The 23791-nt window shown below is 36.9% G+C and carries 19 protein-coding genes, 1 riboswitch and 1 other annotated feature; of the genes, 9 read left to right on the forward strand and 10 right to left on the reverse strand.

Annotation, left to right across the window (positions count from 1 at the left end):
• Positions 1–41: 41 nt before the first annotated feature.
• Together JNUCC52_RS19390 and JNUCC52_RS19395 are read right to left on the reverse strand one after the other, a co-directional pair.
• Positions 42–923: an NAD-dependent epimerase/dehydratase family protein gene (locus JNUCC52_RS19390; RefSeq protein ID WP_337980588.1), complete on the reverse strand. Its 882-nt coding sequence runs from the start codon at positions 921–923 to the stop codon at positions 42–44.
• An 89-nt stretch (positions 924–1012) separates the two neighbouring features.
• A complete protein-coding gene (locus JNUCC52_RS19395; RefSeq protein ID WP_337980589.1) occupies positions 1013–4084 on the reverse strand; it encodes a transglycosylase domain-containing protein in 3072 nt (1023 codons plus the stop codon).
• Positions 4085–4186: 102 nt separating this feature from the next.
• Positions 4187–4389, forward strand: a binding site (T-box leader).
• Positions 4390–4461: 72 nt separating this feature from the next.
• Between JNUCC52_RS19395 and tyrS the strand changes: the two genes are divergently transcribed.
• Positions 4462–5730: a tyrosine--tRNA ligase gene (gene tyrS / locus JNUCC52_RS19400; protein WP_173477562.1), complete on the forward strand. Its 1269-nt coding sequence runs from the start codon at positions 4462–4464 to the stop codon at positions 5728–5730.
• A 75-nt stretch (positions 5731–5805) separates the two neighbouring features.
• Here the strand turns inward: tyrS and JNUCC52_RS19405 are convergent, their stop codons facing one another.
• Entirely contained in the window at positions 5806–6615 is an 810-nt protein-coding gene (locus tag JNUCC52_RS19405; RefSeq protein WP_337980590.1) for a cobalamin-binding protein, read from the reverse strand.
• Between the two features lie 121 nt (positions 6616–6736).
• Entirely contained in the window at positions 6737–7939 is a 1203-nt protein-coding gene (locus tag JNUCC52_RS19410; protein ID WP_173477560.1) for an iron-containing alcohol dehydrogenase, read from the reverse strand.
• A gap of 796 nt (positions 7940–8735) precedes the next feature.
• On the opposite strand from JNUCC52_RS19410, the gene JNUCC52_RS19415 reads away from it, so the two are divergent.
• A complete protein-coding gene (locus JNUCC52_RS19415; RefSeq protein ID WP_337980591.1) occupies positions 8736–9080 on the forward strand; it encodes a KGG domain-containing protein in 345 nt (114 codons plus the stop codon).
• Positions 9081–9281: 201 nt separating this feature from the next.
• Entirely contained in the window at positions 9282–9845 is a 564-nt protein-coding gene (locus JNUCC52_RS19420; protein WP_337980592.1) for an integrase, read from the forward strand.
• Between the two features lie 262 nt (positions 9846–10107).
• On the opposite strand, the gene rpsD is transcribed toward JNUCC52_RS19420, so the two are convergent.
• Entirely contained in the window at positions 10108–10710 is a 603-nt protein-coding gene (gene rpsD / locus JNUCC52_RS19425) for a 30S ribosomal protein S4 (protein WP_173477557.1), read from the reverse strand.
• 467 nt (positions 10711–11177) lie between these two features.
• Here rpsD and JNUCC52_RS19430 point away from each other — a divergent pair, with 467 nt between their 5' ends.
• Positions 11178–13061 carry a sensor domain-containing diguanylate cyclase gene (locus JNUCC52_RS19430; protein ID WP_173477556.1) on the forward strand — a complete coding sequence of 628 codons (1884 nt, stop codon included), beginning with the start codon at positions 11178–11180 and terminating at the stop codon, positions 13059–13061.
• Positions 13062–13146: 85 nt separating this feature from the next.
• Here the strand turns inward: JNUCC52_RS19430 and JNUCC52_RS19435 are convergent, their stop codons facing one another.
• Positions 13147–13626: a GAF domain-containing protein gene (locus JNUCC52_RS19435; protein ID WP_173477555.1), complete on the reverse strand. Its 480-nt coding sequence runs from the start codon at positions 13624–13626 to the stop codon at positions 13147–13149.
• A 20-nt stretch (positions 13627–13646) separates the two neighbouring features.
• Entirely contained in the window at positions 13647–14444 is a 798-nt protein-coding gene (gene hisJ, locus JNUCC52_RS19440) for a histidinol-phosphatase HisJ (RefSeq protein ID WP_337980593.1), read from the reverse strand.
• Between the two features lie 199 nt (positions 14445–14643).
• Here hisJ and ezrA point away from each other — a divergent pair, with 199 nt between their 5' ends.
• The 4 genes from ezrA (at position 14644) to JNUCC52_RS19460 (ending at position 19380) form a co-directional block, all read left to right on the forward strand.
• Positions 14644–16347: a septation ring formation regulator EzrA gene (ezrA, locus tag JNUCC52_RS19445; protein WP_139860403.1), complete on the forward strand. Its 1704-nt coding sequence runs from the start codon at positions 14644–14646 to the stop codon at positions 16345–16347.
• A gap of 240 nt (positions 16348–16587) precedes the next feature.
• A complete protein-coding gene (locus tag JNUCC52_RS19450) occupies positions 16588–17748 on the forward strand; it encodes a cysteine desulfurase family protein (protein WP_337980594.1) in 1161 nt (386 codons plus the stop codon).
• Positions 17745–18953, forward strand: a complete 1209-nt coding sequence (gene thiI, locus JNUCC52_RS19455; protein WP_337980595.1) for a tRNA uracil 4-sulfurtransferase ThiI — start codon at positions 17745–17747, stop codon at positions 18951–18953. Before JNUCC52_RS19450 ends, thiI begins: the two co-directional genes overlap by 4 nt.
• 214 nt (positions 18954–19167) lie before the next feature.
• On the forward strand, positions 19168–19380 hold the full coding sequence (locus tag JNUCC52_RS19460; protein ID WP_173477551.1) for an alpha/beta-type small acid-soluble spore protein: 213 nt from the start codon (positions 19168–19170) through the stop codon (positions 19378–19380).
• A gap of 121 nt (positions 19381–19501) precedes the next feature.
• Here the strand turns inward: JNUCC52_RS19460 and thiE are convergent, their stop codons facing one another.
• The 3 genes from thiE to thiM are packed head-to-tail and all read right to left on the reverse strand — an operon-like array spanning position 19502 to position 21703.
• Positions 19502–20134: a thiamine phosphate synthase gene (gene thiE / locus JNUCC52_RS19465; protein ID WP_337980596.1), complete on the reverse strand. Its 633-nt coding sequence runs from the start codon at positions 20132–20134 to the stop codon at positions 19502–19504.
• A complete protein-coding gene (gene thiD / locus JNUCC52_RS19470) occupies positions 20124–20948 on the reverse strand; it encodes a bifunctional hydroxymethylpyrimidine kinase/phosphomethylpyrimidine kinase (protein ID WP_337980597.1) in 825 nt (274 codons plus the stop codon). The genes thiE and thiD overlap by 11 nt, the downstream gene beginning before the upstream one ends.
• The gene (gene thiM / locus JNUCC52_RS19475; RefSeq protein WP_337980598.1) at positions 20948–21703 is read right to left on the reverse strand and encodes a hydroxyethylthiazole kinase; all 756 of its coding nucleotides are present in this window, start codon (positions 21701–21703) and stop codon (positions 20948–20950) included. The genes thiD and thiM overlap by 1 nt, the downstream gene beginning before the upstream one ends.
• Positions 21704–21791: 88 nt before the next feature.
• Positions 21792–21890, reverse strand: a riboswitch (TPP riboswitch).
• Between the two features lie 194 nt (positions 21891–22084).
• Between thiM and mbcS the strand changes: the two genes are divergently transcribed.
• A complete protein-coding gene (gene mbcS, locus JNUCC52_RS19480) occupies positions 22085–23671 on the forward strand; it encodes an acyl-CoA synthetase MbcS (RefSeq protein WP_337980599.1) in 1587 nt (528 codons plus the stop codon).
• Positions 23672–23791 lie beyond the last annotated feature (120 nt).

Genomic DNA, 23791 nt, shown 5'->3' on the forward strand with positions numbered 1-23791 from the left:
ATTCAATTTTAATGTGCTCGTGCCTTTGTATGTGTAAGTCACTATTGCAGTTGTTTTACCAACTTATTTACAAGGCTAGGAAGCCATTCGTTTAGTTGGCTAAATGTGAACCCTGCTGCTTCTGCCTTTGTATTCGACATATACCAATGATTTGGAATTCCATAAGGTGATTGAGAATTTTCATCGCCGCCAACAAGTGAAACTTTTGCAAGTTTTCCAGTTTCCTTCTCAATTAATTCGAGTAATGCTTTCAATGAAATAGTGCCTGATGCTGTGGCATTGTAAGGACCTTCAATCGGTGAAACACCAGCAAAATATAGAAATGCTGCTGCTTCATCATCTGAAATAAAACTCATTTTTGTATCAACATTCGGCAAAGAGATAGGTTGTGCCTTTAAAATGTGTTCTACATGGAAATGTAAGCGGCGTGTATAGTCGTGCTCTCCAAGAACAATTGGGAAACGCACAGCGACAACAGGGAATGTCGCTTCTTTAAAAAGGACTGCCTCTGCTTGACGTTTACCTTCGCCGTATGAGAAATCATTAATATCGCCCATACGAATCTCGTATTTATATGGGTTAAAATCAGCCTCGGTTTTCATCTTTCCATCTGCTTCATAAGTAGCTAATGTAGAGGTGAAGACAAGCTTTTTCGTCTTGTTTTGTAGTAGCTGAGCCATTTCATGTGCTTCGTTCGGTGAATAGCAAATATTATCGTAGACGATATCCCATGTCGTATTAGCTAATGCTTTTGTTAATGCTTGAACATCGTTGCGATCAACAGTTATCTGTTGAACTTGTTCTCCAAATGGATTACCACTTTGGCCGCGAGTTAAAATTGTTACGTCATGTTTATTTTGAAGGCAAAGCTCCACTAATTTTTTACCGAAAAAGCGCGTGCCACCTAAAACTAAAATTTTCATTTTACCTACCCCTTTGCATAGTTGTCCTCTTAATAATGACAAAAAAATAGGCTTACTACAATTGAAATTTCATTGTAGTAAGCCTTTTATTATTCGGTTGGTGGATCTGTTGGAGGTGTCGTACCTCCATTATTTCCGCCGCTCGAACCATTGCCGCCATTTGACCCGTTTCCGTTATTTTCGGAACCACTGCCATTATTATTATTAGACCCGTTTCCATTGTTGCCAGAACCACCGCCATTGTTAGACCCGTTTCCGTTATTACCAGAGCCATTGCCACCATTACCATTGCCAGAGCCATTACCGCTATTTGACCCGTTTCCATTATTGCCAGAGCCATTGCCGTTATTCCCATTTGCAGGTGGTATAGGTACAGTAGGTGTTGTTGGTTTTTCTTCATCGTCCTCTTCATCTGGTTTTGTTTCACTGCCACCTGTTGAAACAACATTTGATTGTGGTGAAGTTAAACCTGTAATATCAACAGCAACAACTACATATGCTTGCCCACTAGCAACTGTCATACTTTGCGTAGCTTCTAGCACCGAAGAAACAAGGGTGTTACCACCATTGGTAACATTATAAATTCGATAGCCTACTACGTCGTTAGACGAGCCACTCCAAGATAGTGTGTTGCCATTAATGGAAGCATTTACAGCTGCAGGCGCACTTCCATCTGCTGGGAAATCGACCGCTGATACTGCTGAATTTGATAAAGATGAATTTTTAGGTAGTAGACTTGCTGGGTTACCTCCCAGTCTACCTAACATCCGTTTTATAAAGGCTTGGTTTATACCAGCACCACTAGCTTTTACAAATTCTGCTGGTGTATTTGGATGTGCATTATACGTTTTACCTTGAATTGTTACGACACTCGATGAAGCTAAGCTATCATCAGGTTGTGACGGTAAAAATACTTTCGCATTAAATAAGTCTGAACGTACAAGTCCTGCACTTGCACAAGCCGCAGAAGGTGCAAGGCCAGAAATACCACAGAATGAAGCAGTCACTACATTTTTTGGTGCCTTAAAGTTTGTTGAGGCATCAATTTGTTGTGGGTCTACATCATAGACTGAGTTCATTAATGTACCCCATAGTTTGTTAATGCGGGCACTTGGTTGCAAGTACGTATTATTAAATGCATCAAGTGAGCGTTGTTTATCGTAGCCCATCCAGACACCAAGGGAAATATTTGGATTATAACCAACTAACCAAACGTCATTCGTGTTTTGCGAAGTACCTGTTTTCGCTGCAAAATCAGAATTGAATTTTAGTGTATTTTTTGCAACCGTTCCTGTGCCTTTTGATAGTACATCTCGCAACATATCTGTCACGATATAAGATGTTTCAGGACTAAATACTTGTACAGGTTCTGCTTCATGTTGATAAATAAGATTACCATCTTGGTCTTCTATTTTTTCAATCATATAGGCATCAACAAACTGACCACCATTCGCAAAAGTAGCATAAGCATTTGTATTTTCTTCAACAGTTGTACCTATTTCTAAAGCCCCAATACCTGTTGAAAGGTTTGTATAATCTTCAGGTTGTAAATCCGAGAAGCCCATTTTTGCTAAAAACTCAGCGGGACGTCTATTTAAAATATCATAATATAGGCGTAGGGTTGATATATTTAGAGAGTCAGCTAACGCTTCACGCGCAGGAATAAGACCGCGTTCATCGTTCGCCGAAAAGTTCTTAGGACTCCAATCGCCAATAGCGAACTTAACGTCAACTAAGGGACTCCCTGCACCAATCACGCCGTATTCAATCGCAGGTGCATAAACAAGTAAAGGTTTCATTGTTGAACCATTTGAACGGGTAGAGCGAGTTGCGTGGTTTACTTGACTCGTTTTAAAATCACGACCACCTAGGAAACTTAAAATTCGTCCTGTGCTATTTTCGATTAAAATACTACCCACCTGTACAGGCATTTGCACATCTATTTCCTCACCTGTTACAGGATCTTTGCCTTTACCTGTATACGTTTGTCCGTAATATTTAAAGTTATCTGCCGCTTTTTGCATGGCATCGTACATATCCTTATTAATAGTGGAATAAATACGATAGCCTTTTGAACGAACATCGCGGTCAGCTAAGATTGAATATTTTTCTTCTAATTTACTTTCTGTTTTTAAGCGTTCTGGATCGATGCCATCTTCTTGCGCTAACTTTTCAGCAATAATTTGCTTCGCGCGGTCTTCCAGTTCAAACGTTAACCAAGGATAACGATCTTCTGGACGTGCTTCTGGCGAACGGAAGTCTTTTGTAATGTCGTAAGCGAGGGCTTCTTTGTATTGTTTCTCATTGATGTAGCCTGCTTCTCTCATACGATAGAGTACCGTTTTCATTCGATCGATGCCTAGTTTTAAAGCTTCTTCACTTTTTAGCACACCTGTATTCGTAAATGGTGTGTAAGTATAAGGTGCTTGTGGAATACCAGCTATGTAAGCGGCTTGAGGAAGTGTTAAATCCTTTGCCTTCACATTAAATATACCTTCAGCTGCAGTTTCAATACCTGCGATATTGCGTCCAGTTGCATTTCGACCGTAAGGAATAATATTTAAATAGGCCTCTAAAATTTCTTCCTTTGTCATAAAGTGTTCTAAACGCATTGCTAGTAATAGTTCTTTTGCTTTACGCTCATAGGAAACTTCATTTGTTAACACTTGGTTTTTAATAAGTTGTTGTGTTAATGTAGAGCCACCTGTTTGCGTAGCAGAGTTCGTTACGTCCTGTAGTAGCCCTCGAATTACGGCTTTAGGAACGATCCCATTATGCTCGCGGAAATATTCATCCTCTGTTGCAAGTACTGCATTAATTAAGTCAGGTGCAACAGCGCTAAGAGATGTTTCACGACGTTCTAAATCCGTACGCAATTTCCCAATATAAATATTGTTGGCAAAATAAATTTCACTTGTTTCCTCATAGTTGAAAATAAGGTCTCGTAATTCATCTTTAGAGCGCAAAGGCTCTTCTTTTACAAGTGAGGCAAAATAGCCGGCGCCAACAGAACCAACAAATACTGTGCCTACCAATGCAAAGACTAAAAATAGTAAAAATAAGTTCCAGACTACACTGCCTGAAATACGTAATGTCTTCATCCATTTTTGTTCGAGTAATTCATCGATCTTTGCATTGATTTTCTCAATCCAATCTTTCAAGGTATCGACCTCCTAAAATCTTGTTTATTATAGCATATAATGAATTGCCTCGAACATAGTTATTGACATTGAAAGAGAATCGTATAGAATAATGCTTATAGTTTTCTAGTGATGAAGAGTTTGCAGTAGTGTCTATATTCCCTGTTTAGAGAGCCAGCGGTTGGTGAAAGCTGGTCATAATGTAGAGACGAATTACGTACTTGGAGCTTAGACGTGCGCGCCTGCGATAAAGGCGGTTGAATGAGAGGAAGATGGATGACATCTTCAAGCCGGGTGGTACCGCGTTAGTTATTAACGTCCCTGCATGCAAAATTTTTGCGTGTAGGGACTTTTTTGTGTCTACACGCTAAAGAAAAACAATTTAGGAGGAAGAAACAATGACAAACGAATTATTACAAGATTTAGAATGGCGTGGTTTGCTGTACCAACAAACTGACGCTGAAGGCATGGAAAAACTTTTAGCTGAACAGTCTGTTTCACTATACTGTGGTGTAGATCCAACAGCTGACTCTATGCACATCGGTCATATCGTGCCGTTATTAACGCTTCGTCGCTTCCAAAAAGCAGGCCACCGTCCAATTTTACTTGTAGGTGGTGCCACAGGAATGATTGGGGACCCATCTGGTCGCTCTGAAGAACGTCAACTTCAAACAGTGGAACAAATTGACAAAAACGTGCAAGCTATTCGAGGCCAATTAGAGCGCATTTTTGAATTTGCAGAGGATGGAAATGGAGCGCAACTTGTTAACAACCGTGACTGGATTGGAAATATTAGTACAATTGAATTTTTACGTGATTACGGGAAATTAATTAATGTTAATTACATGTTAGCAAAGGATACGATTGCTTCACGTCTTGATACAGGTATTTCATTTACAGAATTTGCTTACACATTAATTCAAGGTATTGATTACAATCATTTATACAACAACTACAACTGTCGCATTCAAGTGGGCGGCTCAGACCAATGGGGCAATATAACAACTGGGTTAGAAGTAATTCGTAAAACACATGAAGAAGAAACAAAAGCATTTGGTATTACAATTCCATTAGTAACAAAAGCAGATGGGACGAAATTCGGTAAAACAGCTGGTGGTGCAGTATGGTTAGATAGTAAGAAAACATCTCCATACGAGTTCTACCAATTTTGGATTAATGCTGCTGATGCGGACGTTGTAAAATATTTAAAAATCTTTACATTCTTATCACAAGAAGAAATTAACGCATTAGCTGCATCTGTAGAAGAAGAGCCACATTTACGTAAGGCGCAAAAAGCTTTAGCAGAGGAAATGACACGCTTAATCCATGGTCAGGAAGCTTTAGATCAGGCTATTCGCATTACTGCTGCACTTTTCTCTGGCGATTTAAAAGCTTTGTCGGCTGAGGAAATGAAGGATGCGTTTAAAGATGTTCCTTCTATTGAAATGGCGAAAGAAGAGAAAAATATCGTGGATTTACTTGTGGAAGCAGGAATTTCATCATCTAAACGTCAAGCTCGTGAAGATGTAACAAATGGTGCAATTAGCGTGAATGGTGAAAAAATCACGGATTTAGAATATATCGTAGATGAAAAAGATCGCTTAGAAGATGCATTTAGCATTGTGCGTCGCGGTAAGAAAAAATACCATATGGTTAAATTTGGATAGATTGGGTGCCTGACACTCACACAATTCTCACACAATTCAACATCCCCTCGTTACTTCGAGGGGATGTTTTTGTTTTTAGCATTCTAAAAAGGATGGCAGTGCTATTTGCTGATAGCTTTGAGGGTGTAGAAGCTGCGCGAGTTTTAGGGCGCCCTCCACAAGTCGAGGGGAAGGGCGACAATACAACCATTCTTCCATTACATGAACATGTTGTTTTTGAACAGCCTGAAGTTCGTTGGCCTGTGGACGTTTCAATAAATGAGCCGGTTTAATGCGCTCATAGGCAACACCAACCCATGCCATTAAAATATAATCTGGATTACGACTTATAATTTCTTCCCAGTCTGTTTGGACATTTGCTAACTCAATATCGTGGAAAAGATTTTGGCCACCTGCAAGAACGCTAATTTCAGTTAACCAATTGACCTTTCCAGGCGTAAAAATAGGATTTGGCCACCATTCCCAATAGAGTGTCGGTTTTTCTTGAATTGTTTGGGCAATCGTTTGAAGCTGTGCGATAAAGTGTAAATATTCCTCAGAAATCTTTTTGGCATGCTCCTCTACTCCACAAGCAATACCCAGTGTTATAAGGTCCTGCGCAATTTCATTTAACGAGTTGGCATTAAAGACGATGTGGGGAATGTTTCTCTCCTGTAATGCCTCTATGTTTTTTTCCATACCAGGTACACTTAACGATGCAAGGACTAAGTCTGGCTTTAATGTCTCTAATGCATCCATATCAATGGATAAGTCTGGTCCAAGCTTTGGCAATTCATGCACAGCCAATGGCCAATCTGAAAAATCATCAACACCTACAAGTTGATCGGTTAACCCTAAATAGGCAACAAGCTCTGTATTGCTAGGGCAAATTGAAATTAAACGCATATGTGTCCCCCATATCTTTTTAAGAAAAGTATAGCTTTCACTAGACGCACATACAATAAGCGATTGCTTTTTGCTCAAAAAAAGACGTGCCTCATTGAGACACGCCATTGTTAAGATAATTTTAAGAAAGTGCAACAGCTTCAAGAGATGCTGTTTTTACTACAGGTCCCATTGCTGCTGTAATGATTTGTTTAATGTCCTCTAATGTAGCTTTACGAGGATTTGTTGCAGCACAAACGTCTTGCATAGCATTTTTTGCTAAAATTTCGATATCCTCATCCTTCGCGCCTAATTCGCGGAAGCCACTAGGAATATTCAAGTCTTTAGACAGTTTTTCTATGGCAGTAATTGCTTTTTCTGCAGCGTCACGTTTACTGATGCCTTCAATATTTTCTCCTAACAATTCAGCGATACGAGCAAAACGCTCAGTGCGCGCAGTTAAGTTGAAGCGGCAAACGTGTGGCAGTAAAATCGCATTACATACACCATGTGGTAAGTTATAGAAGCCACCTAGTTGGTGAGCGATAGCGTGTACATAACCAAGTGAAGCATTATTAAACGCCATACCAGCTAAAAATTGTGCATAGACCATTTGCTCACGTGCTTCTAAATCAGCACCGTTTGCGTATGCACGTGGTAAAAACTCAGGTACTAGCTGAAGTACTTTTTCTCCGCATGCATCAGTAATAGGAGTTGCGTCTGTTGATACAAATGATTCGATGGCATGTGTTAATGCATCTAAACCAGTTGCAGCTGTTAGAGCTGGAGGTAAACCAATCATTAACTCTGGATCATTAATCGAAACTAGCGGTGTAACGTGCTTGTCAACGATTGCCATTTTAACTTTACGTTCAGTATCTGTGATGATTGTAAAACGTGTCATTTCACTCGCCGTACCCGCTGTTGTATTAATAGCGATTAATGGTACCAGTGGGTTTTCTGATTTGTCCACGCCTTCATAGTCATGAATGCGTCCACCATTCGAAGCAATAAGTCCGATACCTTTTGCTGCATCATGTGCACTACCGCCTCCAAGAGATACGATTGAATCACAGTTTTCTGCATGATAGACAGCGATTCCATCTTCAACGTTTTGATCTGTTGGATTTGGTTCTGCTTTAGGGAAAATTGCAACATCAATTCCAGCTGCTGTTATGATGTTAGCAATTTGCTCTGAGAGACCTAGTTTGTGTAAGCCCTCATCTGTTACGATCAATGTCTTCTTCACTTCTAAATCATTTAAGCGTTTACCAACTTCTTGAATTGCTCCAGGCCCAAATAAGTTTGTTTTTGGCATTACAAATTGCTTTAGAACGTCTGACATATTTCCAACCCCTTTAAAAAAATTATTATTGCTTGAATGATGGTGAACCACCTTTCGAAATCCATATTATTCTATTTTTTTTGAAAGTTCAAGACGAATTTTTATTAAAATTGTTAATTTTATTGCTGTTATTATTTCACAAAAAAGTAACTGATAACATGATATTGTGGAAGTTGATTAGGAGTAGGATGGTTGATTTGAATACGTTTTAATAAATATTATCGTATAAAAGTAAAATATATTTTTTGGAAATTAGTTCTATTTACGAGTAGGATTGAATAGTAAATAAATGATATACGGTTGTTAATATAATGATAGTGTTTATGTTGTTTGGAAAGTGAAAAATTGCTATTTTAATGTACAGAAAAATTTACAATTAATTAAACTATATTTTTTGTGAATTTGTCTGACAATTTCCCCTAATAAATAGAAGAAGGGAAGTTGAAGGCTTTGAATGCAAAGTTCACTCCCAAGACTAATGTGCTTTATTTTTGATTGGAAGGCTATTGAGCATAAAAATGAAAAATTAGTCGGACGGATGTATGCAAAAAAAGGGTCATTACAAAATATATAAAAAGGGAATATAAAAACTGTTTATAGAACGTGATGCTCTATCGAAACATTACCTTTTTACATTTAAATACTTTTGAATTCGATAAAGAAAACTAGCAGCTATTTTTATAAGTTTAAAGAAAATAATAGACTTTTTTAAAAATAATGTTTAGCCATGTAGAGACTGGGAATATAAATAGTGAGCTAGTCAATAGCTTAAAAAAATTATTTAGGAGGAATTATAATGGCTAACAAGCAGAACAATCGCAACAGAAACAACAATGAAAACATGACTGTAGAAGAAGCGGGTCGTAAAGGCGGAGAAGCTACCTCCAAAAATCATGATCATGATTTTTATGAAGAAATTGGACGTAAAGGTGGCGAAGCTACGTCTAAAAATCATGGCCAAGAATTTTATCAAGAAATTGGACGTAAGGGCGGAGAAGCTACCGCTGAAAACCACGACGACGATTTTTATGAAGAAATAGGTCGTAAAGGTGGAGAAGCACGCAGCAACCAGCGTAGTAACAACTCCAATGGAAACCAAAATCAACGTAACAAAAATAATAATAACAACAACAACAACTAATTAAATAGTATGTAAAGCCTTAAACAAGCAAAGAGGCGTTTGTAGTTTTTAACTACAGACGCCTTTTTTGATGGAAAAAATCTCATTTCCTCTAAATAAACAGGATAAATCTGTTGTATTTCTCCTAATTTTAGTATATATTTAATCCGCTTCTAATAAATTTTCATTAGCTTGTTTTCAGAGGAAATGAGGAAAGAGATAATGACAACGTTGAATAAAGAAAAAGAACTAAATAATGTAATTCATTCCGTTATGCAAACTGTAGGGCTAACGGTAGCAATAAAACAAGATCATTCTGGTATTAATATGAGTTATAACTTTATTGGGGATTATATAGGATTTGATGCAAAAAGATTAGTAGAAGCAAAAAATGAGCTAATGTTACCACTTCCACTTGAGGTATATGTAAAAACAATTACTTTACATGAATTAGGCCATGCTGTAGACCGTGAGGCACTACAAGCATCACTTCCTAGAACGATTGAAATTTTCAAAATGAAAAAACAGCATGCCAAAACGGAAATTTATCGTAATGAGCGCCTTTTATCTATGATAATTGAAGAGCACCAAATGAATATTCAATTCGAGGAAACTGCATGGGAAAATGCATGCAAACTTAATAATACACTTCATATAATAGATCAAAAGGACTTTGACTATATAAAGCAACATAGCCTAGCGACATATCATAAATTATATGAGCAAGATTTACATGTATATCATAACCATAACCTTTTAAGTCAGCCTGTTTTACAGTTAGCATAGATAAGCGTACAAGGCACTCAAAATTGTTTGAGTGCCTGACACTGAAAGTCACTCATTTGAAAATAATGAGTGACTTTCTTTCATAAGGAGAGATAATTAATATTCAAAATAGTCACTTGGCTAGGTTAATTTACCTAGGAGAAGTTGGTTTGAGAAGTAGGCGAATTAATGCGAAATTGTTGATTAACACAAAAACCCCGCAAACACTTGAATAAACAAGGTTGCGGGGTTTAAGAAACGAAAACAATCTAACGTTAAAAAATTAACGAGAGTAGTACTCTACGATGAATGCTTCGTTGATTTCAGCAGATAGTTCAGAACGTTCTGGAAGGCGAGTGAATGTACCTTCTTTTTTGTCTGCATCAAAAGTTAAGTAGTCAGGTACGAAGTTGTTTACTTCGATAGCTTCTGTTACTACAGCAAGGTTTTGAGATTTTTCACGAAGAGAAATCGTTTGACCTGGTTTAACGCTGAATGATGGAATATCAACGCGTTTGCCATCTACTAAGATATGACCGTGGTTTACTAATTGACGAGAACCACGACGAGTGCGAGCTAAACCTAAACGGTAAACTAAGTTGTCAAGGCGAGTTTCAAGAAGGATCATGAAGTTTTCACCGTGAACACCTTTCATTTTACCAGCGCGGTCAAATAGAGTACGGAATTGACGTTCAGTCATACCATACATATGACGAAGTTTTTGTTTTTCTTGAAGTTGTAAACCGTATTCTGATAATTTTTTACGTTGGTTCGGGCCGTGTTGACCTGGTGCGTAAGGGCGTTTTTCGATTTCTTTACCAGTACCGCTTAGTGAGATACCAAGACGACGTGATAATTTCCAAGATGGACCTGTATAACGAGACATATTGTTGTCTCCTCCTTTAAATTTGGTTTTTTTGTTGTAAAACAAAAACCAGTAGTACCCATTCTTATACGCATTTTATTTTCATGTATTTTCGCCTATGCAGCCATTAGGTTACATAATACACCATCTATTTGTAGCTGAGACACTTTGAGAAGTAATACTCAGTAAAAGAGAGGAATAAAATACAGTAATAAGCTTATACCACTGCTGCGTTTATTTTACACAACCTTCATTGTAACTGCTTAAAGCGTAGACGTCAATTATTAGTATTGCTATTTTTAAAAAGGTCTATAGTAGGAATTTCCTTGAAAGACATTTTCCACTACTACGAAATGGTTATTGATACGGTATTAAATGTAAAATGTAAAAGTAAGGCAGAATTAAATAGTCAAAATGACACAAATTATGTATAATACATTATAAGTTAATAGTAATTGATTTGTACGTTATATAGAAAAGGTGATTTCATGACAGACCATTTACAAACGCTGAAATATATAAAATCTGATGTTTTGAGCATTTGGGTGAGTTCGAATGGAGGACTAATTAGTTTTAATGAGTATTTTTATTCATTTAAACAGTGTCTAAAGAAGCACTTGAAAATTGAAAATGCGGCATTTCTTAGCTTTGAAGGTAATAGTTTAATACCTGTGGAAGAATTAGCTAATTTAACAATTGAAACAAAACTAAATGCTGTGTCATGGCTAATGATAGAAGCCAGCTTTTACCAACAAAAAGTGGTGAAGCTTCCTTATATATTAAAAGAAAAAACAGCCTATAATATGATGACAGATATGGTGCTTTTCCAGGCGGAGGGCAAAGATCCTATTGGTGTGTTGCTTGTAGAAGCCACCGATACTTGGACGGACTTTATGACTTCGGATTATGGTGAAGAATGTGTAGAAATACTTACGAAAGTTTTACAAACTTTGATTGAAAACTTAGAAGTAAAATTGAATGAAGATCAATATAGAAAACTTTATAATATGACTGACTTATTTCATTCAACAATGGATATTGATTTAATTTTAGAGAATGTATTAAAAAATATTAGAGATAATTTCCCTGAATTTAATGTGGAGCTTATATTATCCAACGATCAAGATCGACATACAACAATTGATATCAAGCTTTTTGATTACTTATCAGAAAGACCTGCTACAATTGAAGCTTTTGTATCAGGTGAGTTAACAACCGAACTAGCTGGAGATTTGAATTGTCGATTATTAAACGCTCCTATAAAAGGGAGACAAGCCATTTATGGGATTTTACAAGTTAGTGCACCAACCACATACCTTTTCTCAGCAACTGAAAAAGATTTTGTGCGCATGCTCGCACAAGCATCTGGCAATGCACTAGAAAATGCCAAGTTATATCATCAATCGCATCGCCTCGTAAGTGACTTACAACTTATCAATGAAACATCGCATCGATTAAATATGCGAATTGATATTAATGAAATGTTACTTTTCCTACAAAAACAATTAATGAAGTCTTTCCAACCAATGGAAGTTTGTTTCGCTTTTAAAGATAATGCTACTTATGTAGTGAAAGATGCTAGTACATCCTTATTTAAATCAGACGAAGGCAAGACTTATATAAATCATGTTGAACAACATTTTGAGCATACAAATGATCCACTTTTTATAGCCGATTTTAGCAGGTTAACCCCAAATCAAATAGAATATCGCTCAATAATGGCGATTCCTATATTAATGGAGGAAAAAATAAATGGCTTTAGTATCGTCTTACACAAAGAGCCGTATTTCTTTTCATTTGATAGCTTTAAGCTAATGCAATCTTTAATCCATCATTCTTCATTAGCGATTGCAAACTCTATTTTACGAAATCAGCTACAAGAAATGGTTGATCGAGATCATTTAACTAAATTATATGCACGCAGTTATTTAGACCAATTTGTAGAAAAATCATTAAAAACAGATCAATCAGGAATGTTTTTATTGATTGATATTGATAATTTTAAACGCATTAATGATACCTATGGTCATCAAATAGGGGATAAAATTCTTGTGCAAATTGCTGTGCAACTAGAGGAAACAATAGGTGCCAGTGGTATTTGTGCTCGTTGGGGTGGAGAGGAAATGTCGGTGTATGTACCAAATGTTGATGAGCAAAAAGCAATCGAACTTGCTTCAACAATTGTAGAAGTAATACCGAATGCAACAGATCCTCAAGTAACCATTTCAGCAGGTCTTATTACATGGGATCAACTCTATAAACCAGCCTTTCAAGCTGTTTTCCTACATGCGGACACAGCTTTATACGAAGCGAAAAACAATGGGAAAAATAGATTTTGTATCCATGATCGAACTTTACAAACAAATGCATAAACTATGTTATACAATAAATTGCCCCGAAATGATATATTTATAATCCATTTCAGGGCATTTTTTAGTGGCAACTTGTAGCCGTTTTTTAAATATGAAGCAACAAAGTTTTGACAAAATGTTCTAAGCCAACTTGATCTTCAGCGGAAAAGCGATTTTTAATCGGGCTATCTATATCAAGCACGCCAATCACCTTTTCTTGCTGAATGAGTGGAATAACAATTTCAGATTGGGATGCAGCATCACATGCAATATGCCCAGGAAATGCGTGTACATCATCTACAACAAGCGTTTCTTTTTTTGAAACAGCGGATCCGCAAACGCCACGTCCAACTGGAATTCTTACGCAGGCAGGTAAGCCTTGGAATGGACCTAAAACTAGCTCTTGTTCTTGTAATATGTAAAAGCCAACCCAGTTAATGTCAGGGAGAAATTGATTAAGCAATGCAGAGGCGTTGCTTAAATTAGCAATACGATCTGTCTCACCAGAAAGTAATGCATCTAATTGCTTTGTTAATGTCTTATATTGATCGACGATGGATCCTTCATAATTAATTTGTGTAAACATAATAGCACCCCGTTTAAATGTTATATAATTGGAAATAGAGTTTTATAATGCTGATGTAAATCAGCAGCAGTATGTGCATCTGAACCGAAAACGACAGGCAATCCAATCGTTTTACTATAATTAATAAAGGCAAATGGTGGATAAGGTTCTTGGCAATGTGTTTTACTTAAACCAGCACTATTTAAATCTAACTCATATCCCTTTTGCTGCATAGTAGTTAATATTTCCTGAATGCGGACAGTATCATCAATTTTCATATTATGGGCTAGTTGAAACTTATGAACTAGTGTTGGATGTCCGATACGCTTCGGTTTAAATTGACCTAAATCTGTTTCTATCGATTGTAGGACAGTATCATAATATAAATGATAGACTTGTTCAATAGAACCTACCTTTTTAGCAAAAGCGATAAAATTCTCAGCAGAAAAATCGATGCATTCATAGGTGTTTTGCCACTGTAAAAAATGCACTGAAAGAATAGAGTCATCTAAAAAATGCCCATATGTATCAAGGAATTTACGAGTTTCTTGCTCAAAACCTTGAATATAGTCTATCTCTAAACCAATCCGAATGCGAATATCTTGTGCATACTGCTTTTGAAGTTGCTGTAAATCTTCAAAATACGGCAATAAAAAATCTGGTTGCATACCACTATCCTTTTCGGGTGTAGGGTCGCTAAAATTGAAGGGCAATGGTGCATGTTCTGTAAATGTAATATCCGTAAAGTTTTCAGCAATAGCTTTTTCAATATATTGTGTAAATGAATCAGATGTCCCATGTGGGCAATAGGGGCTATGGATATGGCCGTCTCTTTTCATACATATTACACTCCTTTAACTAGTAAAATGATAAATACATATTTATGCTCTATGTTCAATGACACAGGCGGAACTGTCAATATGTAGGTCGTGAATACACTTTTCTGAAAATCACTCAAATTTTAGTACAAAAGGCGAAAACATAGTATATAATGAATACAACTAGCCAATTCGTTTATTGTAGAATAGGAGGCTTACGATGGAGTATATCATCATTCCAATTATCCTACTATTAATATTAGCCATAGTAGGATTAATGATGCGAAGAAAACATACAACAATCATTTCTCAACTTGAAAATGAAAAATTACAAATACAAAACAATCCCATAAATGAGGAAATTTCCAAAGTTAAATCTTTAAACATGAATGGTGAAACAGAGGAAATGTTTGAACGGTGGCGTAATAGTTGGGATGAAGTCATCGATGTACATATGACAAAAATTGATTCGCTTCTATTCGACGCTGAAGATCAAATCAATCGTCTTCGTTTTAAAAGAGCAACGTTAATAGAACGTGAAATAGAAGATTATATTCTTAAGTGTGAAAAAGATAAAAATAAAATCTTAGAAGAACTTAATGAATTAATTGGCAGCGAAGAAAAAAACCGTATTGAAATTGAACAGCTAAAAGAATATTATCGTTCAGCACGTAAAACATTGCTTGCGCATCAACACTCATTTGGTGTCGCATTACCAGCACTTGAACAAAAATTAGAAGTATTTGTTCAAAAATTTGAAGAATTTGATGTACTCACTAGTGAAGGAAATTATTTGCAGGCACGTGAAATTGTCATTAACTTGAATCATGAATCCCAGCAAACATTCGAATACATTAATGACGTTCCTACTATTTTAACGGAACTACAAGTAAAGTTACCAGGTGCGATTCAAGAATTGCGCAATGGTCAACGTGAAATGGAAGAGCAATCGTACTATTTGCATCATTTAGAGTTAACAGAAGCGTTGGACAAACTGGAAGTTGAATTTGCAAAGTTAAAAGAAGAACTTGCGGAGCTGAATATAACAGTTGTCAAACCTCGAGTTGCAGAAATAAATGAAGAAATCGACCATTTTTATGACTTACTTGAAAAAGAAGTAATTGCTAAAAATTATGTAGACCAGAATTGTGAGCGATTGTTAGGTTCTATTACAAATGTTATAAGCTCAACTCGATTAGTAAGTGATGAAGCAACATTCGTTCAGCAAAGTTATCATCTAAATGAAAAAGATGCTGAAATTCCAAAGGCTGCTTTAAAACAATTAGAAGCACTCCAACGTCGCTATGATTTATTGGCAATACGAGTTGCTGAGGAGAAATCCGCTTATTCAAGTCTACAAGAAGAATTAATCGAAATTAGCGAAGAATTAGAGCGCATTCACGAAGAGCAAGGACATTTATCCAATACAATGAAAAAGCTCCGCATTGATGAAAATAAAGCTCGTACACAAGTGGAAAACTTGAAAAAGACGCTTCAAGAAACAGATCGCCTGTTAAATAAGGCGAATATTCCAGGTATTCCTGAAGAGATGGATGCTCGTTTAGATGAGGCTGCAGAGCATATTTATGTTGTTATGCAAAGTCTTCAAGAAGTTCCACTCAATATGGGAACAATCCATAATAACTTAAATGCAGCAACTCTTTGCGTTGAGGATGTTCACGCGAAAGCACATGAATTGATTGAGAATGTTATGCTTATCGAACGTATCATTCAATATGGTAATCGTCATCGTGCAACGAACCCAAAATTAAACGCTCGTTTAAAAGAAGCGGAACAAGCATTCCATCAATACCGTTATGCGAAGGCTTTAGAAGAAGCTGGAACGGCGGTAGAGGAAATGGAGCCAGGTGCATTAAAACGCATTGAGGCAATTGTTGCGGAAGAGACGCTTACAAAGTCTTAAAAATGAAAATGAATAAACAATAATACAGCCACCTACATATTAGGTGGCTATTTTATTTTCTATTGTTACATTAGCTTTAGCAATACGTGAGATTCTAGTTTACTATTGGTAGTTTATTCAATAAATAGGTCATCAAAAAGAGATGGTAAATGACTAAATTAGAATAATAGTAGTCAATCGCGACAGATTGCGTTATGATAAATACCGTTAAATCAACGTTTTGAAAGTGTGTGAAAAATAATGAAGGTTAATACAATTTATCTTGATAATAGTGCTACAACAAAGCCTTATAAAGAAGTAATGCAAACATTTATGGCAGTGAATGAACAGTATTATGCGAACCCTGCGTCAATTCATGCGATGGGTGTAGAATCAAATGAATTATTAATGCGTGCGCGTGAGCAAGTAGCAGATATTTTGAAGACTGACGCAAAAAATGTGCTATTTACTTCAGGTGGTACCGAATCTAATAACACAGCAATTATTGGTTTAGCACGAGGTAATACACATAAGGGTAAACATATTTTAACTACGGAAATTGAGCATCCTTCTGTGTTAGAATCGGTCAAACAGCTAGAAAAAGAAGGCTTTGAAATCGAGTATTTACGTGTCAATGCACAAGGCGTAATTTCATTAGATGAGCTAAAGGCAAAAATACGCAAAGATACTATTTTGGTGAGTATGATGCATGTAAATAATGAAATGGGAGCAATTCAACCTATTTTTGAAGCTGCTACAATTGTTCATGCAGAAAGTCGAGCGGCATTTCATGTTGATGCAGTACAAAGCTTCGGTAAATTACCTTTAACTTTTAAAGGTGAGGAAGGTCCTGATTGTATTACAATCTCTGGGCATAAAATTCATGGCTTTAAAGGCTCAGGTGTCTTAGCATTCCAAAAAAAAATGCAATGGCAACCATATGCATTAGGTGGAGGACAGGAATTTGGCTTGCGTAGTGGTACAGTTGCTGTTCCACAAGCGGTAGCGCTGTCGAAAGCGGCTCGTATTGCAGTTGAAACAATGAATGAACGCCAAGAGAAATATCGTAATTGGCAACGGGAAATTCGGGCGGAGCTAGAGCAATTTGGTGATGTTGTGCATATTTTATCTACTCCAGAATGTGCGGCTCATATTTTATCATTTAGTGTTCGTGATTTAAAAGGTGAGGTACTGATAAATGCCTTACAAAAATATGGTGTCATTGTATCGACATCAAGTGCTTGTTCGTCAAAGCAAACAAAAACAAGTCATGTTGTAGAAGCATTAAATATTGATGAACACTTTAAAAAGGGTGTTATTCGTGTTAGCTTTGGCGCACATGTAACTTCTGAAGACATCGCACAATTTATACAAGTTATTAAAAAAGTAATGATGGAACTAAAAGGAGAACTTTTATTATGATTTGGAAAGAAATATTAATTCGTTATGGCGAACTTTCTACAAAAGGACGTAACAAAATGGATTTTATCCGTCGTTTACGTGAAAATATTCGCTATGCATTTGCAGATTTAGGGCATTTACACATTCGTACAGAACGTGATCGTATGTTTATTGCTATTCAAGACGAGGCACAAATGAATGTTTTATTAGCAGGATTACCAAAAATATTTGGGATTCAATCATTTAGTCCAGTAGCTGCTTGTGACAAAGATATGGATGCCATGAAACAACTTGCGATTACGATTATGGATACATTTAAACATGAACAATTAACTTTTAAAGTTGAAGTTAAACGTACAGATAAAACATTCCCGTTAGATTCTCACAGTATACAGCGTGAAATTGGTGGACATGTTTTACCTCAATATCAAAACTTATCAGTAAAAGTGAAACATCCTGATGTAGAGCTACGTGTGGAAGTTCGCCACGATTCAACTTACATGATGGCGCAAGTGATTCCTGGCGCAGGTGGAATGCCAGTTGGCTCTAACGGAAAATCTTTATTAATGCTTTCAGGTGGAATTGATAGTCCTGTTGCAGGTTATTTAATGATGAAACGTGGTGTACGTCTAGAAGCAATTCATTTCTTTAGCCCACCATATACAAGCCAAAATTCATTGGAAAAAGTAAAAGTGCTAGCAAATGAGCTAACAAAATTCGGTGCAAGTATTCGATTACATGTAATTCCGTTTACAGAAATTCAAGTGCTTATTAAAGAAAAAGTGCCGTCAAATGTGTCAATGACTACAACGCGTCGTATGATGTTAAAAGTTGCAGATAAAGTACGTGAAGAAATTAATGCACTTGCTATTGTCACAGGGGAAAGTCTTGGCCAAGTAGCAAGTCAGACGCTTGAAAGCTTAACAGCTATTAACGCAGTTACGAATACACCAATTTTGCGTCCTCTTATATCGAGTGATAAATTAGACATTATTGAAATTGCGGAGAAAATCGGCACATATGAAACGTCAATTCAGCCATTTGAAGATTGTTGTACGATCTTCACGCCTGCTAGTCCGAAAACGAAACCAAAGCTTGAAAAAGTAGAGCATTATGAAAGCTTTTCTGATTTCGATGACCTAATTGAGCGTGCTGTAAAAAACCGTGAAGTGTACATTTTCCCGAAAAAAGAACAGCCTACAGATAAATTTGCAGATTTATTATAAAAAAATTACGTGCGTAACAAATAAATTCGTTATTGTTTTTCGTTTATTTAAAAACGCCATTTAATAAGAAGGAAACCGTCTCAAAAATGTATTTGGGACGGTTTTTTTTAATATTTACTAGCTTATTTCCTTTAGAGTTACATTTTACCTTTAATTTTTTCGTATTAAAAAACAAATATCGCACATTCTATATTCACAAGGAGGTGAGACAGACATGACAAACAACAATGGTAGTTCAAACAAGCTTGCAGTACCTGGTGTACAACAAGCACTTGATCAAATGAAATACGAAATTGCACAAGAATTTGGTGTTCAATTAGGAGCTGATGCTTCAGCTCGTGCTAACGGTTCCGTTGGTGGTGAAATCACTAAACGTCTTGTACAAATGGCAGAATCTCAATTAAAAGGTATGCCAAAAAACCAATAATTGCAGAATAAGCAATTATTGAACTTAAAACCAGTGACCGTAAAAGGCACTGGTTTTAGTTTGTTTAAATTTAGTTTTTTTATGCCATGACTTCTTGTATACATACGTGCAACAATGCAAATTACAAAGACGATGATTTGAATGTTGAAACTGTTTTTTGAATATCATTGCTTTCGCAAATAGCTGAAATAACCGCTACGCCATCTGCACCTGCTTTAAAAACAGCAAGTGCATTGTTGCAGTCGATGCCACCAATTGCGACGATCGGCAATTGCGGATACATGTTTCTTGCTTGTTGTAAAAACTCAGTTCCACTAGGTGGTTTTGCATCGCTTTTGGACGTCGTTGCATAAATAGGACCAATCCCTACATAATCCGCTCCATATGTTAAAGCAATTTGTAATTCAGTGGCTGTATGAACCGAAACACCAAGAATCATTTGTCCAATTTTTTGTCGCACTAGTGAGATGGGATGGTCGTCTTGACCAATGTGAAGGCCATCTGCCTTAAGCTTTAGAGCAAGGTCGATATCATCATTCACAATAAAGGGAACGTTGTATTTTCTGCATAGGTTTTGACATTGACGTGCAAATTGTTCATAGTGCTCATTCGTCAATGCTTGTTGTCCTTTTTCACGAAACTGAAACATCGTAATGCCTGCTTGCAATGCGGATTCAAGTATTTCTAAAGGTTGTCTATTTTTTACGTTCGCTGTGCCCATTATAAAATAAAGCTGTAAATCACTACGTTTCATGAATGGTTACCTCACAAGTATCGAGAAATTTTTTGTAAGCAAAATGATTTGTCGGCCCATTGCCATTGCCAATCAATAAATCATGGCTAATGGCTAGCTGAATAAACTTTTTCGCTTCAATAATCGCTTGTTTTAAAGGCATTTTCTGACCGATAAAAGCGGTTAATGCAGCAGAAAATGTACATCCCGTTCCATGTGTATTTTTCGTTGCGATTCGAGTAGATTGCATAGAAAATGTTTTACCATCATTGAAGAATACATAATCTGTTGCAAAGTTATCATCCTGTAGATGACCACCTTTAATAATGACACATTGAACACCTAGCTTTAATAATGACTGTGCAGCTTGTTGGATGTCTGATAAATTGTGTATTTTGCTTGCTGTAAGCGTCTCCGCTTCAGGGATGTTAGGTGTGACGATTGTAGCAAGCGGTAATAGAGCGTTTTTTAACGCCTCAACTGCTTCTTGCTGTAATAAGTTTTCGCCACCTTTGGCGATCATTACAGGATCAACGATAAGTGGAATATTTAAATTAGACATAGCTCCTGCAATAGTATGAATTATATCTGAGGAGAAAAGCATGCCTGTTTTTATTGCACTAATTGAAAAATCCTCAAGCAGTGAATGAAATTGTTTATTTACAAAAGCTTGATCAATTGGAAGCACCCCGCTCACACCTAAAGTATTTTGTGCTGTTAAAGCGGTAATAACGGATGTCCCGAATACATTTAATTCTTGGAAAGTTTTTAAATCAGCTTGAATACCAGCTCCACCACCGCTATCTGAGCCAGCTATTGTCGTCACAATATGCATTATTTTTCACCGTCCTTCGATAAACGGTGAAGCTCATTTAAGACGGACACTGCGAAATCACCATTATATGGCGCACAAGAAGCGGCATGTTCAGCAACTTTTTTATAGCTCGTTAATGTATGGCACAACTGAGTAAATGGCTCATTACCTGCCATATAAGCTGCACAGCAAATAGCACTTAACAAACAACCCGTCCCTGTAACTTCTGTCATGCGAGCGTTTCCACCAATAATCCATTTAGAATGCTCACCATCAGTAATAAAATCTTTTTCACCAGTTACAATGACAATGCACTTATATTTTTTAGAAATCTCTTGTGCTTTATCTTCAACAGATATGGAGCCGCTGCCACTATCCACACCTTTTTGTTGCCAATGAACATTAGCAATCGTGGCAAGTTCACCGATATTGCAACGAATAACAGCAAAGTGAACCGCTTCTAATAATTGCTGTACCGTTTGTTTTCGTAAAGTTGTTGCCCCAACACCAACAGGGTCCAAAATCACAGGTATACCTAGCGCGTTTGCTTTTTTGCCAGCAAGGAACATCGATTGTTTTGTACGGGTAGTAAGCGTGCCAATATTAATTAATAAGGCTGATGCAATCGATACCATTTCTTCAACTTCGGTTGATTCATCGGCCATGACAGGTGAAGCACCAATTGCTAATAAGCCATTTGCTTGGAAATTGGCAACTACATAATTGGTAATACAGTGAATCAATGGCTGTCTTTTACGAATAGTTTGAAAAATCATCGTAGTCCTCCTTTTTTGGATGGACGTAAGCATGCAAAAAAGCTCTTTTTCGTGCGAAGTGTACACGTAAAAAGAGCTTATCATCAGTAATAAGATGTGTGTTGCTCCCTACGTCAGTATTAACTAACAGGTTCAAAGGGTCAGGTTTTACCTTCTCAACTCGTTATGAGTCCCCCTGCAATCATGAATTTTTTAGTTGTCCAAAATGTAACATACCTATTCTCAGTATTCAATAGCATTTTATCATTATCTGGAAAGCAGTGACTGATGCCATATAATAAACCATGATAATTGTCATGACTTTGTGAAAATAAGGTCCATCCATTGAAAATCATAAAAAATGAGTTTTATAATAAACCTAGCAATAAGGAGGCAGTTATTATGAAAAGACAGGATTTAATCGCACCAGAATGGTATAACATTGTTGAGGAGATTGAGAAGTATGCTCAGGACCCTTCTAAAAAAGCATTAATTGTTTATAACAATCATGAAGAAATTCAACATATTACATATGCAAATTTACTTGAAAAAGCAAATCAGGCGGCCCATGTATTTACTTCGCAAGGACTAACAAAAGGTGATGTGCTTTTAGTAATGGTTCCAAGATCTGTTGAGGCATATATCGTATACATAGCAGCATTGAAAGCGGGCTTAACGATTATTCCAAGCTCAGAAATGTTGCGCACAAAGGATATTGAATACCGCATTACACATGCAAATGCCAAAGGAATAATTGCTTACGAGCCATATATTGAGCAATTTGATGAAGTAAATAATCTAAAGGGTATTTTGCAATATGTAATTGGTCATGCGCATGCCCCATGGCAACCGTTGCTTGAAAAAATGGAGGAGCATCCTACAAACTATACGAATCCTACACCAACAAAAAGTACAGACACTGCTTTTTTAGCCTATACAAGTGGAACAACGGGCAATCCTAAAGCAGCTGTTCATACGCATAGCTGGGGTTATGCTCATTTACGGACAACAGCACCAAATTGGTTAGGTGTACAAGAAAATGATATAGTATGGGCTACTGCGGCACCTGGATGGCAAAAATGGATTTGGAGTCCGTTCCTTGCAACTTTAGGCAGTGGTGCAACAGCCTTTGTCTATAAAGGCAAATTCGATGCATCAACTTATTTGTCGTTGCTTGAAAAATTTAAAGTAAATGTATTATGTTGTACACCGACAGAGTATCGATTTATGGCAGCACTCAATAATTTACAGGATTATAATTTAAGCGAAATCCGCCAAGCAGTATCAGCGGGAGAACCATTGAATAGTGAAGTTGTAAAAGTGTTCTTAGAAACATTTGATATCCAGGTTCGAGATGGCTACGGACAAACTGAAAATACATTACTTGTAGGGACAATGGTTGGCATGGAAGCGCGCGTCGGGTCAATGGGGAAACCGACACCAGGAAATACAGTAGAAATAATCGACGACCTTGGAAATCCTGTGTCTGAAGGTGTAGTTGGGGATATTGCCGTGCATCGTGAAACACCTGCACTCTTTAAAAAATATTTCCAAGATCCCGAACGCACGAGCCTACAATTCCGCGGAGAATGGTATATAACTGGAGACCGTGCATATAAAGATACCGATGGCTATTTTTGGTTTGAGGGCCGTGGAGATGATGTCATTATTTCTTCAGGCTATACAATAGGTCCATTTGAAGTAGAAGATGCATTAATGAAACACCCTACAGTAAAGGAAGCTGCTGTAGTTGCTAGCCCTGATGAAGTAAGAGGAAATATTGTGAAGGCATTTATTGTCCTGCGTGAAGGTGAGACAGGGGATAATACGCTTATTAAAAAGTTACAAAACCATGTGAAATTAATGACTGCCCCATATAAATATCCACGAGCGATTGAATTTGTAGATGCTTTACCGAAGACTGCATCGGGTAAAATTCGTCGTGTCGAATTACGCCAACAAGAAAAAGCTCATTATACACATCAATAAATATTTCCTAGGAAATAAAGGCGAATAATCAAAGTTCATGTTTTATTATGAACTTTTGATTTTTTGTTGTAGCCTCATTTATTTATAGTAAAATAATAAACAACAGAACATTTTTACATA

The sequence above is a fragment of the Lysinibacillus sp. JNUCC-52 genome, from assembly GCF_015999545.1.
GTDB lineage: Bacteria > Bacillota > Bacilli > Bacillales_A > Planococcaceae > Lysinibacillus.

Excerpts from the sequence above, each read along its gene's own strand:
- JNUCC52_RS19390 (WP_337980588.1), bottom strand. The coding sequence starts at position 923 with ATGAAAATTTTAGTTTTAGGTGGCACGCGCTTTTTCGGTAAAAAATTA.
- tyrS (WP_173477562.1), top strand. The coding sequence starts at position 4,462 with ATGACAAACGAATTATTACAAGATTTAGAATGGCGTGGTTTGCTGTAC.
- JNUCC52_RS19405 (WP_337980590.1), bottom strand. The coding sequence starts at position 6,615 with ATGCGTTTAATTTCAATTTGCCCTAGCAATACAGAGCTTGTTGCCTAT.
- JNUCC52_RS19410 (WP_173477560.1), bottom strand. The coding sequence starts at position 7,939 with ATGTCAGACGTTCTAAAGCAATTTGTAATGCCAAAAACAAACTTATTT.
- JNUCC52_RS19415 (WP_337980591.1), top strand. The coding sequence starts at position 8,736 with ATGGCTAACAAGCAGAACAATCGCAACAGAAACAACAATGAAAACATG.
- JNUCC52_RS19420 (WP_337980592.1), top strand. The coding sequence starts at position 9,282 with ATGACAACGTTGAATAAAGAAAAAGAACTAAATAATGTAATTCATTCC.
- rpsD (WP_173477557.1), bottom strand. The coding sequence starts at position 10,710 with ATGTCTCGTTATACAGGTCCATCTTGGAAATTATCACGTCGTCTTGGT.
- JNUCC52_RS19430 (WP_173477556.1), top strand. The coding sequence starts at position 11,178 with ATGACAGACCATTTACAAACGCTGAAATATATAAAATCTGATGTTTTG.
- JNUCC52_RS19435 (WP_173477555.1), bottom strand. The coding sequence starts at position 13,626 with ATGTTTACACAAATTAATTATGAAGGATCCATCGTCGATCAATATAAG.
- hisJ (WP_337980593.1), bottom strand. The coding sequence starts at position 14,444 with ATGAAAAGAGACGGCCATATCCATAGCCCCTATTGCCCACATGGGACA.
- ezrA (WP_139860403.1), top strand. The coding sequence starts at position 14,644 with ATGGAGTATATCATCATTCCAATTATCCTACTATTAATATTAGCCATA.
- JNUCC52_RS19450 (WP_337980594.1), top strand. The coding sequence starts at position 16,588 with ATGAAGGTTAATACAATTTATCTTGATAATAGTGCTACAACAAAGCCT.
- thiI (WP_337980595.1), top strand. The coding sequence starts at position 17,745 with ATGATTTGGAAAGAAATATTAATTCGTTATGGCGAACTTTCTACAAAA.
- JNUCC52_RS19460 (WP_173477551.1), top strand. The coding sequence starts at position 19,168 with ATGACAAACAACAATGGTAGTTCAAACAAGCTTGCAGTACCTGGTGTA.
- thiE (WP_337980596.1), bottom strand. The coding sequence starts at position 20,134 with ATGAAACGTAGTGATTTACAGCTTTATTTTATAATGGGCACAGCGAAC.
- thiD (WP_337980597.1), bottom strand. The coding sequence starts at position 20,948 with ATGCATATTGTGACGACAATAGCTGGCTCAGATAGCGGTGGTGGAGCT.
- thiM (WP_337980598.1), bottom strand. The coding sequence starts at position 21,703 with ATGATTTTTCAAACTATTCGTAAAAGACAGCCATTGATTCACTGTATT.
- mbcS (WP_337980599.1), top strand. The coding sequence starts at position 22,085 with ATGAAAAGACAGGATTTAATCGCACCAGAATGGTATAACATTGTTGAG.